This window comes from Amycolatopsis sp. NPDC034160 (assembly GCF_055575355.1).
In genome coordinates this window covers 153,483-168,998 of record NZ_JBVISU010000008.1, presented here as the reverse complement: position 1 = coordinate 168,998, position 15,516 = coordinate 153,483, and the positions used below count along the sequence as shown (strand labels likewise).

At 69.4% G+C, this 15,516-nt stretch carries 11 protein-coding genes; 8 read left to right on the top strand and 3 right to left on the bottom strand.

Annotated elements, in window-relative coordinates:
• Positions 1-48 precede the first annotated feature (48 nt).
• Genes trpC through trpA form a run of 3 tightly spaced genes read left to right on the top strand, consistent with a single transcriptional unit; the run spans position 49 to position 2,872 of the window.
• Positions 49-858, top strand: coding sequence for an indole-3-glycerol phosphate synthase TrpC (gene trpC, locus ACZ54P_RS18620; protein ID WP_465462782.1), 810 nt, complete (start codon positions 49-51; stop codon positions 856-858).
• Positions 855-2,084 (top strand): tryptophan synthase subunit beta, encoded by a 1,230-nt coding sequence (gene trpB, locus ACZ54P_RS18615; RefSeq protein WP_465462781.1) that lies wholly within the window; start codon positions 855-857, stop codon positions 2,082-2,084. Before trpC ends, trpB begins: the two co-directional genes overlap by 4 nt.
• Positions 2,081-2,872, top strand: a complete 792-nt coding sequence (trpA, locus tag ACZ54P_RS18610) for a tryptophan synthase subunit alpha (RefSeq protein WP_465462780.1) — start codon at positions 2,081-2,083, stop codon at positions 2,870-2,872. The genes trpB and trpA overlap by 4 nt, the downstream gene beginning before the upstream one ends.
• A 77-nt stretch (positions 2,873-2,949) precedes the next feature.
• On the opposite strand, the gene ACZ54P_RS18605 is transcribed toward trpA, so the two are convergent.
• Positions 2,950-3,507: a hypothetical protein gene (locus ACZ54P_RS18605; protein WP_465462779.1), complete on the bottom strand. Its 558-nt coding sequence runs from the start codon at positions 3,505-3,507 to the stop codon at positions 2,950-2,952.
• Positions 3,508-3,633: 126 nt separating this feature from the next.
• Between ACZ54P_RS18605 and ACZ54P_RS18600 the strand changes: the two genes are divergently transcribed.
• The 3 genes from ACZ54P_RS18600 to lgt are packed head-to-tail and all read left to right on the top strand — an operon-like array spanning position 3,634 to position 7,012.
• Entirely contained in the window at positions 3,634-4,776 is a 1,143-nt protein-coding gene (locus tag ACZ54P_RS18600) for an amidohydrolase family protein (protein WP_465462778.1), read from the top strand.
• Positions 4,773-5,942 (top strand): M20 metallopeptidase family protein, encoded by a 1,170-nt coding sequence (locus tag ACZ54P_RS18595; RefSeq protein WP_465462777.1) that lies wholly within the window; start codon positions 4,773-4,775, stop codon positions 5,940-5,942. Before ACZ54P_RS18600 ends, ACZ54P_RS18595 begins: the two co-directional genes overlap by 4 nt.
• A gap of 29 nt (positions 5,943-5,971) precedes the next feature.
• Positions 5,972-7,012 carry a prolipoprotein diacylglyceryl transferase gene (gene lgt / locus ACZ54P_RS18590; protein WP_465462776.1) on the top strand — a complete coding sequence of 347 codons (1,041 nt, stop codon included), beginning with the start codon at positions 5,972-5,974 and terminating at the stop codon, positions 7,010-7,012.
• A 96-nt stretch (positions 7,013-7,108) separates the two neighbouring features.
• Here lgt and ACZ54P_RS18585 read toward each other — a convergent pair whose 3' ends face one another.
• Both ACZ54P_RS18585 and ACZ54P_RS18580 read right to left on the bottom strand, forming a co-directional pair.
• Positions 7,109-8,173, bottom strand: a complete 1,065-nt coding sequence (locus tag ACZ54P_RS18585; protein WP_465462775.1) for an NAD(P)H-dependent amine dehydrogenase family protein — start codon at positions 8,171-8,173, stop codon at positions 7,109-7,111.
• A gap of 10 nt (positions 8,174-8,183) precedes the next feature.
• Positions 8,184-8,969 carry an SDR family oxidoreductase gene (locus ACZ54P_RS18580; RefSeq protein ID WP_465462774.1) on the bottom strand — a complete coding sequence of 262 codons (786 nt, stop codon included), beginning with the start codon at positions 8,967-8,969 and terminating at the stop codon, positions 8,184-8,186.
• Positions 8,970-9,294: 325 nt separating this feature from the next.
• Here ACZ54P_RS18580 and gltB point away from each other — a divergent pair, with 325 nt between their 5' ends.
• Together gltB and ACZ54P_RS18570 are read left to right on the top strand one after the other, a co-directional pair.
• Entirely contained in the window at positions 9,295-13,863 is a 4,569-nt protein-coding gene (gene gltB / locus ACZ54P_RS18575; protein WP_465462773.1) for a glutamate synthase large subunit, read from the top strand.
• Entirely contained in the window at positions 13,856-15,364 is a 1,509-nt protein-coding gene (locus ACZ54P_RS18570) for a glutamate synthase subunit beta (RefSeq protein ID WP_465462772.1), read from the top strand. Before gltB ends, ACZ54P_RS18570 begins: the two co-directional genes overlap by 8 nt.
• Positions 15,365-15,516 lie beyond the last annotated feature (152 nt).

Genomic DNA, 15,516 nt, shown 5'->3' with positions numbered 1-15,516 from the left:
CGACCTTGCGAAGGAATCCGTGAGTACGACAGCCGGTGAGGTCCGCCGGTGAGCGTCCTCGAAGACATCGTCGCCGGCGTCCGCGCCGATCTCGCCGAGCGCGAGGCGGCTCTGCCGTTCGACGAACTGAAGAAGCGCGCGACCCAGGTCGCGCCTCCCCGAGATGTGCTCGCGGCCCTGCGCGAGTCCGGCATCGGCGTCATCGCCGAGGTGAAGCGGCGCAGCCCCTCCAAGGGCGATCTGGCCGAGATCCCGGACCCGGCCGCGCTGGCGAAGGACTACGCCGACGGCGGAGCACGCGTGATCAGCGTGCTGACCGAGCAGCGGCGGTTCGGCGGTTCGCTCGCCGACCTCGACGCGGTCCGCGCGGCGGTCGACATCCCGGTGCTGCGCAAGGACTTCATCGTCAGCCCCTACCAGGTCCACGAGGCCCGGCTGCACGGCGCGGACATGGTCCTGCTGATCGTGGCGGCACTGGAGCAGAACGCCCTGATCGCGTTGCTGGACCGGGTCGAATCCCTCGGGATGACCGCGCTGGTCGAGATCCACAACGCCGAAGAGGCCGACAAGGCACTCGAAGCCGGCGCGAAGGTGATCGGCGTCAATGCCCGCAACCTGCACACCCTCGAGGTCGACAGGGACGTCTTCTCGCGGCTGGCCCCCGGCCTGCCGATGGACGTCTTCAAGATCGCCGAGTCCGGTGTCCGCGGTCCCGGTGACCTGATGTCCTACGCGGGTCACGGCGCTGACGCCGTCCTCGTGGGCGAAGGGCTCGTCGCGTCCGGCGACCCGAAGGGCGCGCTGATCAAGCTCGTCACCGCCGGTTCGCACCCTGCCTGCCCGAGGCCTTCTCGATGACCACTGAGTACCACGAGGAACCGCACGGCAAGCACGACCCGGACGGCCGGGGCTACTACGGCCCGTACGGCGGCCGGTTCATGCCCGAGGCCCTGATCGGCGTCATCGACGAGGTCGCCGCCGAGTACGACAAGGCGAGGACGGACCCGGAGTTCGTCAACGAGTTCCGCCGTCTGCTGCGTGACTACGCCGGTCGCCCGTCGCTGCTCACCGAGGCCAAGCGCTTCGGCGAGCACGCGGGCGGCGCCCGGATCTTCCTCAAACGCGAGGATCTGAACCACACCGGTTCGCACAAGATCAACAACGTGCTCGGCCAGGCGTTGCTCACCAAACGGATGGGCAAGAAGCGGGTCATCGCCGAGACCGGGGCCGGGCAGCACGGCGTGGCCACCGCCACCGCCTGCGCGCTGCTGGACCTGGAATGCCTCGTCTACATGGGCGAGGTCGACACCGAGCGGCAGGCGCTGAACGTCGCCCGCATGAAGCTGCTCGGCGCCGAGGTCGTCCCGGTGAAGACCGGTTCGCGCACGCTCAAGGACGCGATCAACGAGGCGCTGCGCGACTGGGTCAGCAACGCCGACACCACGCACTACCTGTTCGGTACGGCGGCCGGCCCGTACCCGTTCCCGATGATGGTGCGGAACTTCCACAAGATCATCGGTGAAGAGGCCCGCGTCCAGATCCTGGAGCAGGCCGGGCGCCTGCCGGACGCCGTCGCGGCCTGCGTCGGCGGCGGATCGAACGCGATCGGCATCTTCCACGGTTTCATCGACGACCCGGACGTCCGCCTCGTCGGCCTCGAGCCGGGCGGCGAAGGCATCGAGGGCAACCGCCACGGCGCCACACTGACCAAGGGCACCCCGGGCAGCCTGCATGGCGCGATGACGTACCTGCTGCAGGACGAGGACGGCCAGACCGTCGAGTCGCATTCGATCTCCGCCGGCCTCGACTACCCGGGTGTCGGCCCGGAGCACTCGTGGCTCAAGGACTCCGGCCGCGCGGAGTATCGGCCGGTGACCGACGCCGAGGCGATGGACGCGTTCAAGCTGCTTTCGCGCACCGAGGGCATCATCCCGGCGATCGAGTCGGCGCACGCGCTGGCCGGCGCGCTGGTGCTCGGTCGCGAACTCGGTCCCGACGGCTTGATCATCGTGAACCTGTCCGGTCGTGGCGACAAGGACATGGACACCGCCGCGAAGTACTTCGGCCTGGTGGAGAACGCATGAGCGGCTTGAAAGAGCTCTTCGCGGCGACGCGCGCGGAGGGTCGCGGAGCGCTGATCGGGTACCTCCCGGCGGGCTTCCCGACGGTCGACGGGTCGAAGGACCTGCTGGCCGCGGTGATCGACGGCGGCGCCGACCTGGTCGAGGTCGGCGTGCCCTACTCCGACCCGGTGATGGACGGCCCGACCATCCAGGCCGCGTCGGTGAGCGCGCTCTCCAGCGGTTTCAAGCTCAAGAACCTGTTCGAGGTCGTCGAGTCGGTGTCGTCGCGCGGCGGCAAGGTCGTCGTCATGACGTATTGGAATCCGGTGCACCGCTACGGCGTCGACCGCTTCGCGCGGGATCTCGCCGCCGCGGGCGGGCTTGGGATGATCACCCCGGACCTGATCCCGGACGAGGCCGACGAGTGGATGGCCGCCTCCGAGCAGCATGGTCTGGACCGGATCTTCCTGGTCGCGCCGTCCTCTTCGGAGGAGCGGATCGCGAAGACCGTCGAGGCCTCTTCGGGCTTCGTGTACGCCACCGCGGTGATGGGCGTGACTGGTGCCCGTGACCAGGTCGGCGTGCACGCCGAGGACCTGGTCGCGCGGACCCGCGCGCATACCGACCTGCCGATCGGTGTCGGGCTCGGCGTCCGTTCCGGTGAGCAGGCGGCCCAGGTCGCCGGATTCGCCGACGGCGTCATCGTCGGTTCGGCGCTGGTGACAGCGGCCGCGAGCGGACTGGACGCCGTCCGGGAGCTCTCGGCCGAACTGGCCGCCGGGGTGCGCAAGACCGTCGCCCCCGCTTGATCTCATCGCGAGCCAAAGGGCCCTTCACCGCATCTCGCGCGGCGAAGGGCCCTTTCGCTATGTCTGACGACTTCGGCTCAGCACTCGGTGATGGACAGCGGCGACGAGGAGAAGCTGGTGTACCAGGTGAATCCGGCGACGTTGTTCGCGTGGTCGACGTACAGGTCCCAGCGTCGGGACACGCCATCGGGATCGGTGATGAACCCGAGCGTGCAGACGGCCGCGACGTCGTGTCCCGGGTACATCGCCTCATAAGCCCAGTCGGGCCTCGGGTAGAGATGCACCCACGTCTCGCCCTTGGCGCCGCCGGTCTTCATGCCGACGTTCCCGCACCACTGCGTCGACTGCGTCGTCAGGTAGGACGCGTAGGTGTAGCCGGTCCGCATCTGGAAGTCGTCGTAGACCAGGTTCCAGCGGACATTGCCCTGGTCGATGTAGCAGACCGTCCTGAGCGCGACGTTGCTGACCACGAGGTGGGCGGAGTCGAGGGCCGGTCTGAAATGCACCCAGGCTTCGCGGTGTTCGGGCTTCAGCGAGGTCGAGGTCCCGACCGCGGCGTTGGCCATCGGCGCGGTCGAGACCAACGCGGTCAGCACGAGCGCGGCCGTCACGAAGACGGCTTTCAGTTTCTTCATCAAGAATCCCCAGTTCGCGAAAAGCTCGTCCGGCGTGGACGAGTGAGCGTCACTTTAGAGACGACCCCGGTGCCGGACCAGCCCCTAGGGTGGGGCGCACTCGTCGATCACGGGAAGGGACGCGCCATGCCGGGACCTGGGATTCTGCCGTTCGTGGCCGAGACGCGGCTGGTGGACCACCACTGCCACGGCGTCGTCACCGGCGACCTCGGCCGGATCGAGTTCGAACAGCTGCTCACCGAGGCCGACACCGTCTCCTCGCTGGGCACGACCCTGTTCGACTCGCTGATCGGGCTCGCGGTCCGTGCCCGCTGCGCGCCGATGCTCGGCCTGCCGCCGCACGTCCCGGCCGATGGCTATCTGGCCCGCCGCGCCGAATTGGGCGCCGCCGAGGTCAACGCGCGGTTCCTGCGCGCCACCGGCACGACGGAGTTCCTGCTCGACGGCGGTTTCCTGCCGGACACGCTGACCACGACCGAGCAGTTCGCGGCGCTGTCCGGGGCCCGGGCGCACGACATCGTCCGGCTCGAACAGGTCGCCGAAGCCGTCGTGGAGTCCACCACCGCCGCCTCGTTCGCCTCGGTGTTCACCGAGGAACTGGCGAAACGCGCGACGACGGCGGTGGGGTTCAAGTCGATCGCCGCCTACCGGGTCGGCCTGGACCTGGCGGGGGAGCGGCCGACGGACGGCGAAGTCGCCGACGCGGCGGGCCGCTGGCTCGCCAGGATCGAGGCCGGCGAACCGATCCGGCTCGCGGACGAGGTGCTGCACCGGTTCCTCGTCTGGACCGGGATCGACCTCGCCCTGCCGATCCAGTTCCATGTCGGTTTCGGCGATTCCGACGTGGACCTGCACCGCTGCGATCCGCTGCTGCTCACCGGGCTGCTGCGGGCGACGCGCTCACGCGGGGTGCCGATCATGCTGCTGCACAATTACCCCTTCCACCGGAACGCCGCGTATCTGGCGCAGGTCTTCGAGCACGTGTTCATCGATGTGGGACTCGCGACGCACAACGCCGGTCACCGTGCGCCCGCGATCATCGCGGAGACAATGGAGCTGGTGCCGTTCGGGAAGTTGCTGTTCTCCACGGACGCGTTCGGGCTCGCCGAGCTGTACCACCTCGGCACCGCGCTGTTCCGGGCAGGACTGTCGGACTTCCTGTACGCGGGACTCACCGCGGACGTACTGTCCGAAGTGGACGCACGGCGGATCGCCGCGCTGGTCGGCCACCGCAACGCCGAACGGGTGTACGGGCTGGAGGGGACATGACGGAACTGGACGAACTGCAGGACCGCTGGGAGGCCGCTGTCGAGGCGGAGCTGCCGTCCGCGGTCGAGCTGCGCCACCGGGTGCACGCCGATCCTCGCGCGTCGGGGGACGAAGAGGACACCGCGCGGATCCTCGTCGAGGCGCTGGGCGGTGACGAGGGCGTCCGGGTCGCCAAGACCGGCCGAGCCGTGCTGTTCCCGGGCACCGGATCGGGGCCGGCCGTGGCGCTGCGTGCCGAATTGGACGCGTTGCCGGTCGTCGAGCGGACCAGGGTCCCGTGGGCTTCGGAGACGTCGCTGATGCACGCGTGCGGGCACGACGTGCACATGGCCGCGCTCGTCGCCACCTGCCGGGCCGCGGCCGTCGTCGGGGTGCCGCGGCCGCTCCTCGCGCTCCTGCAGCCGCGTGAGGAGACGTCGCCGTCCGGTGCGCTGGACATCGTCGAATCCGGCGTGCTCCACGAATACGGCGTCGACACGGTGATCGGCGCGCATGTCCAGCCCCGGCTCGCGGCGGGGGTGGTCTCGGCGGTGCCTGGGCCGGTCAACGCCTCCACCGACGAGTTCGACGTCGTCGTCCGCGGCCAAGGCGGGCACGCCGGCTATCCGCATCTGCTGCGGGATCCGATCCTCGCGCTCAGCCAGGTGGTGGTGAGCCTTCAGCAGCTCGCTAGCCGCCGGGTCGACCCGATCTTCGGCGCGGTCTGCTCGGTCGGCCGGATCGAGGCGGGGAGGACGGCGAACGTCGTACCGAACGAGGCCCGCCTTTCGGGCTCACTGCGGCTGATGCGGGCCGAGGACCGCGACCTCGCGCTCGAGGGGCTCGCCGAGATCGTCCACGGCACCGCGCAGGCACACGGGTGCCGGGCGGAACTGGAGATCAACCCGTGTGAACCGGTGCTGCACAACGACGCCGGGCTCACGCAGCGCGCGCACCGGCGGCTGGTCCGCACCGGGGCGGGCGTCGACACCGATTTCCGGTCGTTCGGCGCCGACGACTTCGCGCACTACTGCGGCGTGGCGCGCGGGCTGATGATGTTCGTCGGCCTCGGCGACACCGCGGGCGCGCCGAGCCTGCACGACGAGCTTTTCCTGCCGCCGGACACCGCCGTCGGGCACGTCGCGTCCGCGCTGATCGCGGGCTATCTGGCCGCCGTCGAGGGCTGACGCCCCCAAGAGGCGGCGGAAGCGCTACGGTGGCCGACGTGAATACCGCCTCGGCAGCGTTCCTCGCGACCATCCCCAGTCCCGACCAGGGCGTCTGGCATATCGGGCCGATCCCGATCCGGGCATACGCGCTGTGCATCATCGCCGGCATCATCGCGGCGATCTGGCTGGGCGAGCGCCGATGGATCGCCCGAGGCGGCACGAAGGGCACCGTCATCGACGTCGCCGTCTTCGCGGTGCCGTTCGGCCTGGTCGGCGGTCGGCTGTACCACGTCATCACCGACCACCAGCTGTACTTCGGCGAGGGCAAGAACCCGCTGAACGCGCTGAAGATCTGGGACGGCGGGCTCGGCATCTGGGGCGCGATCGCGCTGGGCGCGGTCGGCGCGCTGATCGCCTGCCGCCGCCGGGGGATCCCGCTGCCCGCGATGGCCGACGCGCTCGCGCCGGGGATCGTGCTGGCGCAGGCCATCGGACGGGTGGGCAACTACTTCAACCAGGAGCTCTACGGCGCGCACACGGACCTGCCGTGGGGCCTGGAGATCTACCAGCGCTACAACCCGATAAACCCGGACGACTTCCTCAACGGCATCGCGATCGGGCACGTCCCGCTGCCGGACAGCCCCGTGCACCCGACGTTCCTCTACGAGCTGCTCTGGAACGTCGGGGTGGCGCTGCTGGTCATCTGGGCGGACAAGAAGTTCCGCCTCGGCCACGGCCGCGTGTTCGCGCTCTACGTCGCCGGGTACACCGCCGGCCGGTTCTGGATCGAGCTGATGCGCACCGACAGCGCGAACCACATCCTCGGCCTGCGGGTCAACGTGTGGACCTCGATCCTGCTGTTCGCCGCGGCGATCGTCTACTTCGTGCTGGCCGCCAAGCGCGGGCCACGGGAGGCCCCGGAAACGCTGTGGAGCAAGGACGTACCGCGGGAAGACGCCGCTGCCTCCTCGCCTGAGGAGGCCGGGTCTTCCGAAGAGCATGCCGACGTGGCCGCGGCTCCGGACACCGTTCGGGACTCCGCCGTCGACAAGGTGACCGAGGACCCGAAGCCCGAGGCCGGGAAGTAGCCCGCTCCGCTCCTGCGCGCGTGCCATGAAAGGTCCTTTCCTTGCAAAATTTGCAAGGAAAGGACCTTTCATAGCTTCCGGTGGCGCCACCCGCGGTCAGGGAGCGACCAGACCCCGCCCCGTCACCAACGGCAGGTCCAGCGCGGTCAGCAGCCCGGGCGGCGCCGCCACCACCGCCGGGACCGCGTTGACCAGCCGCATCGCGGTCGCCTTCAGCCCGGCCGTGTTGTGGTCGCCGTCGGTGCCGAGCAGCCGCAGGTCCAGCACGTATTCGGGCTCGCCGGTGACCTGCACCCGGTAGCAGCCCTGCCCGGACGGCTGCGGCCAGTCGGGGCCGAGGTCGGCCCGCAGCCGCGTGATGTGCTCCAGCACGCACACCGGCCGCCCGCCTCGCATGCCGCGCACCTCGAACCGCAGCGCCGCCGCCGTGCCTTCCTTGATCGTGCCCGAAGCGATCTCGAACGTCTCAGGCGCGGGTAAGCGTTCGTAGACCTCCTCGACGGTGTCGAGTTCGACGTCCAGCCCCGCCGCGAGCTGCCGCACGACGCTGCCCCAGGCCAGCGACAGGACACCGGGCCGCAACAACAGCGGCAGGTCGTCCATCTCGCGGCCGAAGCCCATGATGTCGAACAAGACCTTGCCGTTGTCGTACGTGGAGTAGTCGAGGATCTCCAGGCAGCGCACCTCGTCGATCCGCTCGCACACGCCGGTGAGCACCAGCGGCAGCCAGTCGTTGGCGAAACCCGGGTCGATGCCGTTGACCCACAGCGACGCGCCGCCTTCGCGGGCCGCGTCGCGGATCGGTTCGATCATCTCCGGCGGTACGACGCCTTCGGGGTACTGGAGGAACACCGGGCTGCTCGACACCACGTTGATCCCGGCGCGCAGGAAGCGCTTCAGGTCCTCGACGGCCCCTACGAGCCTGTCATCCGCCATCGCCGTGTAGACGACACAGTCCGGCTTCAGCGCGATGAGCGCGTCCGCGTCGGTCGTCGCCGCGATCCCGAGCGGGCGCCCCAGCCCGGCCAGCTCCCCGGCGTCCACGCCCGCTTTGGCTTCGCTTGACACCCAGACCCCGGCGAGTTCGAGATCGGGCCGGGCGTCGATCCCGGCCAGCGCGTGGCGGCCGACGTTACCGGTACTCCACTGGACCACGCGCATCCGTTGTCTCCTAAAGATCGGGCAGGCCCAGTTCCAGATTCGGGGCCTGCAGTCCACCGTCGACTTCGAGGATCTTGCCCGTGACGTACCGGCCCGCCCGCGACGCCAGGAACACGACCGTGGCCGCGATGTCCTCGGCCTCGCCGATCCGGCGCAGGGGAGTGGCGGCCTCCATCCGGCCGCGCAGTTCGTCGTTGCCCACCACCACTTCGAGCGCCGAGGTCGCCACGGAGCCGACCGAGATCGCGTTCACCCGCACCTTCGGCGCGAGGTCGGCCGCGGCCAGGCGGGTGTAGTGCGCCAGCGCGGCCTTCGCCGTCCCGTACGCGGCGAAGCCCCGGCCGCTCACGCGCCCCATGACCGACGAGATGTTGACGACCGAGCCGCCGGTCGCCAGCAGTGCGGGGGCCGCCGCGGCGGTCAACGCGTGCGCGGTGGAAACGTTGAAGCGAAAGGCTTCTTCGAGGAAATCGGGGGTGGTTTCCAACAACGGGCGCGGATAGGTCCCGCCGACGTTGTTGACCACCAGGTCCAGCCGTCCGAATTCCGAGGTCGCGATCGCCGCCAGCTCGGCGGCGGCCGCCGGATCGCTCAGGTCGGCGGGCACCACGCGGGCTCGCCTGCCGGTGGCGGAGACCAGGGCCGCGACGTCGTCGAGCTGGGTTTCGGTGCGGGACGACAGCACCACGTCGGCGCCGGCCTCGGCGAGAGCGACGGCCGTCGCCGCGCCGATCCCGCGTCCGGCGCCGGTGACGACGGCGACCTGGTCGGTGAGCCGGAAACGGTCCAGGATCATGCGCGAAACTGTAACACGTTCTAGTAATGGTGCTCCAGGATGCGGAGAACGCCCGAAGTGACTAGGGTCGCCTCACCGTGTCTCTCGACATCGCGGATCAAGACATATACTTAGCGGTACGAACTACCGTGACCCCATCAGGAACTGTGTCGTTCCGGTCGTCCAGATTGTTACCCATCGGCGAGATTTCAGGCCCGCTGAATTGGTGCCGACGTGTTTCCTAGGTGTTAAAGTCGCGTCAACGAACGGGCCATCGTCGTCCCGTGCGCATTCCCCCGGCCGGCCTGTCCGGTCGCTGAGCACAGACGACGAAGGAGGTCCCTTCATGATCTTCTCCGCCATTCCCGGCAAGCAGGGTCTCTACGACCCCGAAACCGAACAGGATTCCTGCGGTGTGGCCATGGTGGCCGACGTCCGCGGGCGCCGCTCGCACGGCATCGTCACCGACGGCCTGTCCGCGCTGACGAACCTCGACCACCGGGGCGCCGCGGGCGCGGAACCGACCAGTGGCGACGGCGCGGGCATCCTGGTGCAGCTGCCCGACGAGCTGCTGCGCGCGGAAACGAGCTTCATCCTGCCCGAGGCGGACGCCGACGGTCAGCAGACCTACGCGACCGGGATCGGTTTCCTGCCCTCGGACAGCGAGGAGCGCGGCAAAGCCGTCGCCCTCATCGAGCGGATCGCCACCGAAGAGGGCCTCGACGTCCTCGGCTGGCGTGAGGTCCCGGTCGACGCCGACCGTGCCGACATCGGCCCCACGGCACGTTCGGTGATGCCGCATTTCGCGATGCTGTTCGTCGCCGCCCACGAGACCGGGGGCAGGCGTCCGAGCGGGCTCGAACTGGACCGGCTGGCCTTCTGCCTGCGCAAGCGCGTCGAGAACGAGAGCGTGACCGCGGGCTGCGGCACTTACTTCCCGTCGCTGTCCTCGCGCACGATCGTCTACAAGGGAATGCTGACCCCCGCGCAGCTTCCGCTCTTCTTCACCGACCTGACCGACACCCGGCTCACCAGCGCCATCGCGCTCGTGCACTCCCGGTTCTCCACCAACACCTTCCCGTCGTGGCCGCTGGCGCACCCGTTCCGGTTCGTCGCGCACAACGGCGAGATCAACACCATCCGCGGCAACCGCAACCGCATGCGCGCCCGTGAGGCACTGCTCGAATCGGACCTCATCCCCGGCGACCTCACCCGGCTGTACCCGATCTGCTCGGCCGACGCGTCGGACTCCGCCTCCTTCGACGAGGTGCTGGAGCTGCTGCACCTCGGCGGGCGGTCGCTGCCGCACGCGGTACTGATGATGATCCCCGAGGCGTGGGAAAACCACACCGGGATGAACGCACAGCGTCGTGCGTTCTACCAGTTCCACGCCAGTCTCATGGAGCCGTGGGACGGCCCCGCCTGTGTCACCTTCACCGACGGCACGCTCGTCGGCGCGGTGCTCGACCGCAACGGCCTGCGCCCGGCCCGCTGGTGGCGCACCGCCGACGACCGTGTCGTGCTGGCCAGTGAGGCGGGTGTCCTCGACGTGGCCCCCGAGGACGTCGTGGCCAAGGGCCGCCTCAAGCCCGGCCGTATGTTCCTGGTGGACACCGAAGCCGGCCGGATCGTCGACGACGAAGAGGTCAAGTCGGAGCTGGCCAAGGAACTGCCGTACGAGGGCTGGCTGCACGCCGGTCTCCTGCAGATCGCCGACCTGCCGGACCGCGATCACATCGTGCAGAGCCACGATTCGGTGCTGCGGCGCCAGCTTTCCTTCGGCTACACCGAAGAAGAGCTGAAGATCCTGCTCGCGCCGATGGCGGTCAAGGCGGCCGAGCCGATCGGTTCGATGGGCTCCGACACCCCGCCCGCCGTGCTGTCACAGCGTTCCCGGCTGCTCTACGACTACTTCAAGCAGAACTTCGCGCAGGTCACCAACCCGCCGCTGGACGCGATCCGCGAAGAACTCGTCACCTCGATGAGCCGGATCATGGGCCCCGAGCGGAACCTGCTCGCCCCCGGTCCGGCGTCCTGCCGTCACGTGCAGCTGCCGTATCCGGTGATCGACAACGACGAACTCGCCAAGCTGATCCACATCAACGACGACGGCGACCTTCCCGGCTTCGCCTGCAGTGTCCTTTCCGGACTGTACGAAGTGGACGGCGGAGCCGACGCGCTGGCGTCGGCGATCGAGCGGGTCCGGCGCGAGGCCTCCGAGGCGATCGCCGCGGGCGCGCGCACGCTCGTGCTGTCCGACCGCGACTCCGACCACCGCATGGCGCCGATCCCGTCGCTGCTACTGGTCTCCTCGGTGCACCACCATCTGGTGCGCACCAAGGAACGGCTCCGCGTCGCGCTCGTCGTCGAGACCGGGGACGCCCGCGAGGTGCACCACATCGCGCTGCTGCTCGGTTACGGCGCCGCCGCGGTGAACCCGTACCTGGCCTTCGAGACCATCGAGGACATGATCTCGACCGGCGGCATCACCGGGATCGAGCCGGCCAAGGCGATCCGCAACTACGTCAAGGCGCTCGTGAAGGGCGTCCTGAAGATCATGTCCAAGATGGGCATCTCGACCGTCGGCGCCTATACCGCGGCCCAGGTCTTCGAATCCTTCGGCCTCGCCCAGGATCTGCTCGACGAGTACTTCACCGGGACGTCGTCGAAGCTCGGCGGTGTCGGACTGAGCGTGCTCGCCGAAGAGGTCGCCGTCCGCCATCGCCGCGCGTACCCGGACAACCCGACCGACCGGGTCCATCGTGGACTGGAGACCGGTGGCGAGTACGCGTACCGCCGCGAGGGCGAACTGCACCTGTTCACCCCGGAGACCGTCTTCCTGTTGCAGCACGCGACGAAGACCGGCCGGGAAGAGGTGTACAAGAAGTACTCCGACGAGGTGCACCGCCTCTACCGCGAGGGCGGCGCGCTGCGCGGGCTGTTCTCCTTCCGCGCCGGTACCCGCGAACCCGTCCCGCTGGACGAGGTCGAGCCCATCGAGGCGATCTTCAAGCGCTTCAACACCGGCGCGATGTCCTACGGCTCGATTTCGGCCGAGGCACACGAAACCCTCGCCATCGCGATGAACCGCATCGGCGGCCGCTCCAACACCGGCGAGGGCGGGGAAGACCCCGAACGCCTCTACGACCCGGAGCGGCGCAGCGCGATCAAGCAGGTCGCGAGCGGCCGGTTCGGCGTCACCAGCGAGTACCTCGTGAACGCCGACGACATCCAGATCAAGATGGCGCAGGGCGCGAAGCCCGGCGAGGGCGGCCAGTTGCCGCCCAACAAGGTCTACCCGTGGATCGCCCGCACGCGGCACTCGACGCCGGGTGTCGGGCTCATCTCCCCGCCGCCGCACCACGACATCTACTCGATCGAGGACCTCGCCCAGCTGATCCACGACCTGAAGAACGCCAACGAGAAGGCCCGCATCCACGTGAAGCTGGTGTCCTCGCTCGGGGTCGGCACGGTCGCGGCGGGCGTGTCCAAGGCGCACGCCGACGTCGTGCTGATCTCCGGCCACGACGGCGGTACCGGCGCCTCCCCGTTGAACTCGCTCAAGCACGCGGGCACGCCGTGGGAGATCGGGCTCGCCGAAACCCAGCAGACGTTGCTGCTCAACGGTTTGCGTGACCGGATCACCGTGCAGGTCGACGGTGCGATGAAGACCGGCCGCGACGTCGTCATCGCCGCGCTGCTCGGCGCGGAGGAATACGGCTTCGCGACGGCGCCGCTGATCGTCGAAGGCTGCGTCATGATGCGCGTCTGCCACCTCGATACCTGTCCGGTCGGCGTCGCGACGCAGAGCCCGGAACTGCGCAAGCGGTACACCGGGCAGGCCGACCACGTCGTCAACTACTTCCGGTTCGTCGCCGAAGAGGTCCGGGAAACGTTGGCGGCACTCGGTTTCCGTACTCTCGACGAGGCGATCGGCCACGCTGAGGTGCTCGACACCGACGAGGCGATCGAGCACTGGAAAGCCTCCGGGCTCGACCTCGCGCCGATCTTCGAGATGCCGTCCGAGACCCCGTACGGCGGCGCGAAGCGGCGCACGCGGACGCAGGACCACGGCCTGGAGCACGCGCTCGACCGCACGCTGATCCAGCTCGCCGAGGCGGCGCTGGAGGACGCGCATCCGGTCCGGCTGGAACTGCCGGTGCGGAACGTGAACCGGACCGTCGGCACGCTGCTGGGTTCCGAGATCACCCGCCGCTACGGCGGTGAAGGTCTGCCCGAGGACACGATCCACGTGCTGCTGAGCGGTTCCGCCGGGCAGTCGCTCGGCGCGTTCCTGCCGAGGGGCATCACGCTCGACATGGTCGGTGACGCGAACGACTACGTCGGCAAGGGGCTTTCCGGCGGGCGGATCATCGTGCGCCCGCATCCGGACGCGAAGTTCGCCGCCGAGCGGCAGACCATCGCCGGGAACACGCTCGCCTACGGGGCCACCGGCGGGGAGATGTTCCTGCGCGGCCAGGTCGGTGAACGGTTCTGCGTCCGCAACTCCGGCGCGGTGGTCGTCGCCGAGGGCGTCGGCGACCACGCCTTCGAATACATGACCGGCGGACAGGCCGTCGTGCTCGGCCCGACCGGGCGCAACCTCGCGGCCGGTATGTCCGGTGGCGAGGCCTACGTGCTCGACCTCGACCGAGGCAAGGTCAACGAGGAGATGGTGAACCTCCTGACCCCGACGTCCGAGGACCTCGCCTGGCTCAGGAAGACCGTGCAGAAGCACTATGACCTCACACGTTCGGCCGTGGCCGCGTCGCTGCTCGGCGACTGGCCGCGTCGTTCGGCGGCGTTCACCAAGGTGATGCCCCGCGACTACCAGCGTGTCCTTGACGCGGCGAAGGCGGCGCGTGCCGCGGGCCGCGACGTCGACGAAGCGATCATGGAGGCCGCTCGTGGCTGATCCGACGGGTTTCCTCAAGTATGAACGCGAAGAGCCGAAGAAGAAGTCCAAGGAGGAACGTCTCGCCACCTGGGGCGAGGTGTACGCCGACGTGGAACCCGCCGAGCGCAACGAAAAGGTGCGCAAGCAGGCTTCGCGGTGCATGGACTGCGGCATCCCGTTCTGTCACTCCAGTGGTTCCGGCTGCCCGCTGGGCAACCTGATCCCGGAGTGGAACGACCTGGTGCGCCGTGGCGACTGGGCCGCGGCGAGCGATCGGCTCCACGCGACCAACAACTTCCCCGAGTTCACCGGGAAGCTGTGCCCCGCGCCGTGCGAGGCGGGCTGTGTCCTGTCGGTTTCGCCGCTGTCCGGCGGCCCGGTGGCGATCAAACGCGTCGAGCAGACGATCGCCGACCAGTCGTGGGAAGCGGGCTACGTGCAGCCGCAGATCTCGGAGGTCTCGTCGGGCCAGCGGGTCGCGGTCGTCGGCTCCGGCCCGGCCGGGCTCGCCGCGGCGCAGCAGCTGACCCGCGCCGGGCACGAGGTGACCGTCTTCGAGCGGGACGACCGGCTCGGCGGCCTGCTGCGGTACGGCATCCCCGAGTTCAAGATGGAGAAGAAGGTCCTCGACCGGCGGCTCGCGCAACTCCGCAAGGAGGGCACGAAGTTCGTCACCGGCTGCGAGGTCGGCGTCGACCTGACCGTCGAGGAACTCCGTGCGGGCTACGACGCCGTCGTGCTCGCGGTGGGCGCGCTGCGCGGCCGCGACGACACCACGACGCCGGGGCGCGAGCTGTCCGGGATCCACCTGGCGATGGAGCATCTCGTCCCGGCCAACAAGTACGTCGAGGGCGATGGGCCGTCGGCGGTCGACGCGGCGGGCAAGCACGTCGTGATCATCGGCGGTGGCGACACCGGTGCCGACTCGTACGGCACCGCGACCCGCCAAGGCGCGCTTTCGGTGACCCAGCTGGACCAGTACCCGACGCCACCGTCCACAAGGGACGACGAGCGCTCGCCGTGGCCGACCTGGCCGTACATCCTGCGCACCTATCCGGCGCACGAGGAGGCGGGCGAGCGCAAGTTCGCCGTCGCGGTCACGCGGTTCATCGGTGACGACGAAGGCAACGTGCGCGCGGTCGAGCTCCGGCAGGTCCGGGTCGTGAAGGACCCCGATACCGGCAAGCGCATGGTGACCCCGGTCAACGACGAGGTCGAGGAACTGCCCGCCGACCTGGTGCTGCTCGCGATCGGCTTCGAGGGCGTCGAGCACATGCCGCTGTTGGACGGGCTCGGACTGTCGCTGACGAAACGCGGAACGCTCTCGTGCGGCGCGGACTGGCAGACGTCCTCGCCCGGCGTGTTCGTCTGCGGGGACGCGCATCGCGGTGCTTCCCTGGTGGTGTGGGCGATCGCGGAGGGCCGGTCGGTGGCGAGCGCCGTCGACGCGTACCTCACCGGCGCTTCGGACCTGCCCGCTCCGGTGCACCCGACGGCGCTGCCGCTCGCCGTCGTCTGAGGCCTCGTGAGTGGTATTGACGGTAATTGAGGGGTAAGGCGAACGTGGCGTGGTTGTGGGCGGGCCTGTTCGCCGGGATAGCGGGTTGCGCGAAGGCGTAACCCGCTATCCCGTTTCTCTTGCGGGTAAGGCAAAGGTGTTGCGAGCGACGT

Excerpts from the sequence above, each read along its gene's own strand:
- trpB (WP_465462781.1), top strand. The coding sequence starts at position 855 with ATGACCACTGAGTACCACGAGGAACCGCACGGCAAGCACGACCCGGAC.
- trpA (WP_465462780.1), top strand. The coding sequence starts at position 2,081 with ATGAGCGGCTTGAAAGAGCTCTTCGCGGCGACGCGCGCGGAGGGTCGC.
- ACZ54P_RS18605 (WP_465462779.1), bottom strand. The coding sequence starts at position 3,507 with ATGAAGAAACTGAAAGCCGTCTTCGTGACGGCCGCGCTCGTGCTGACC.
- ACZ54P_RS18600 (WP_465462778.1), top strand. The coding sequence starts at position 3,634 with ATGCCGGGACCTGGGATTCTGCCGTTCGTGGCCGAGACGCGGCTGGTG.
- ACZ54P_RS18595 (WP_465462777.1), top strand. The coding sequence starts at position 4,773 with ATGACGGAACTGGACGAACTGCAGGACCGCTGGGAGGCCGCTGTCGAG.
- ACZ54P_RS18585 (WP_465462775.1), bottom strand. The coding sequence starts at position 8,173 with ATGCGCGTGGTCCAGTGGAGTACCGGTAACGTCGGCCGCCACGCGCTG.
- ACZ54P_RS18580 (WP_465462774.1), bottom strand. The coding sequence starts at position 8,969 with ATGATCCTGGACCGTTTCCGGCTCACCGACCAGGTCGCCGTCGTCACC.
- gltB (WP_465462773.1), top strand. The coding sequence starts at position 9,295 with ATGATCTTCTCCGCCATTCCCGGCAAGCAGGGTCTCTACGACCCCGAA.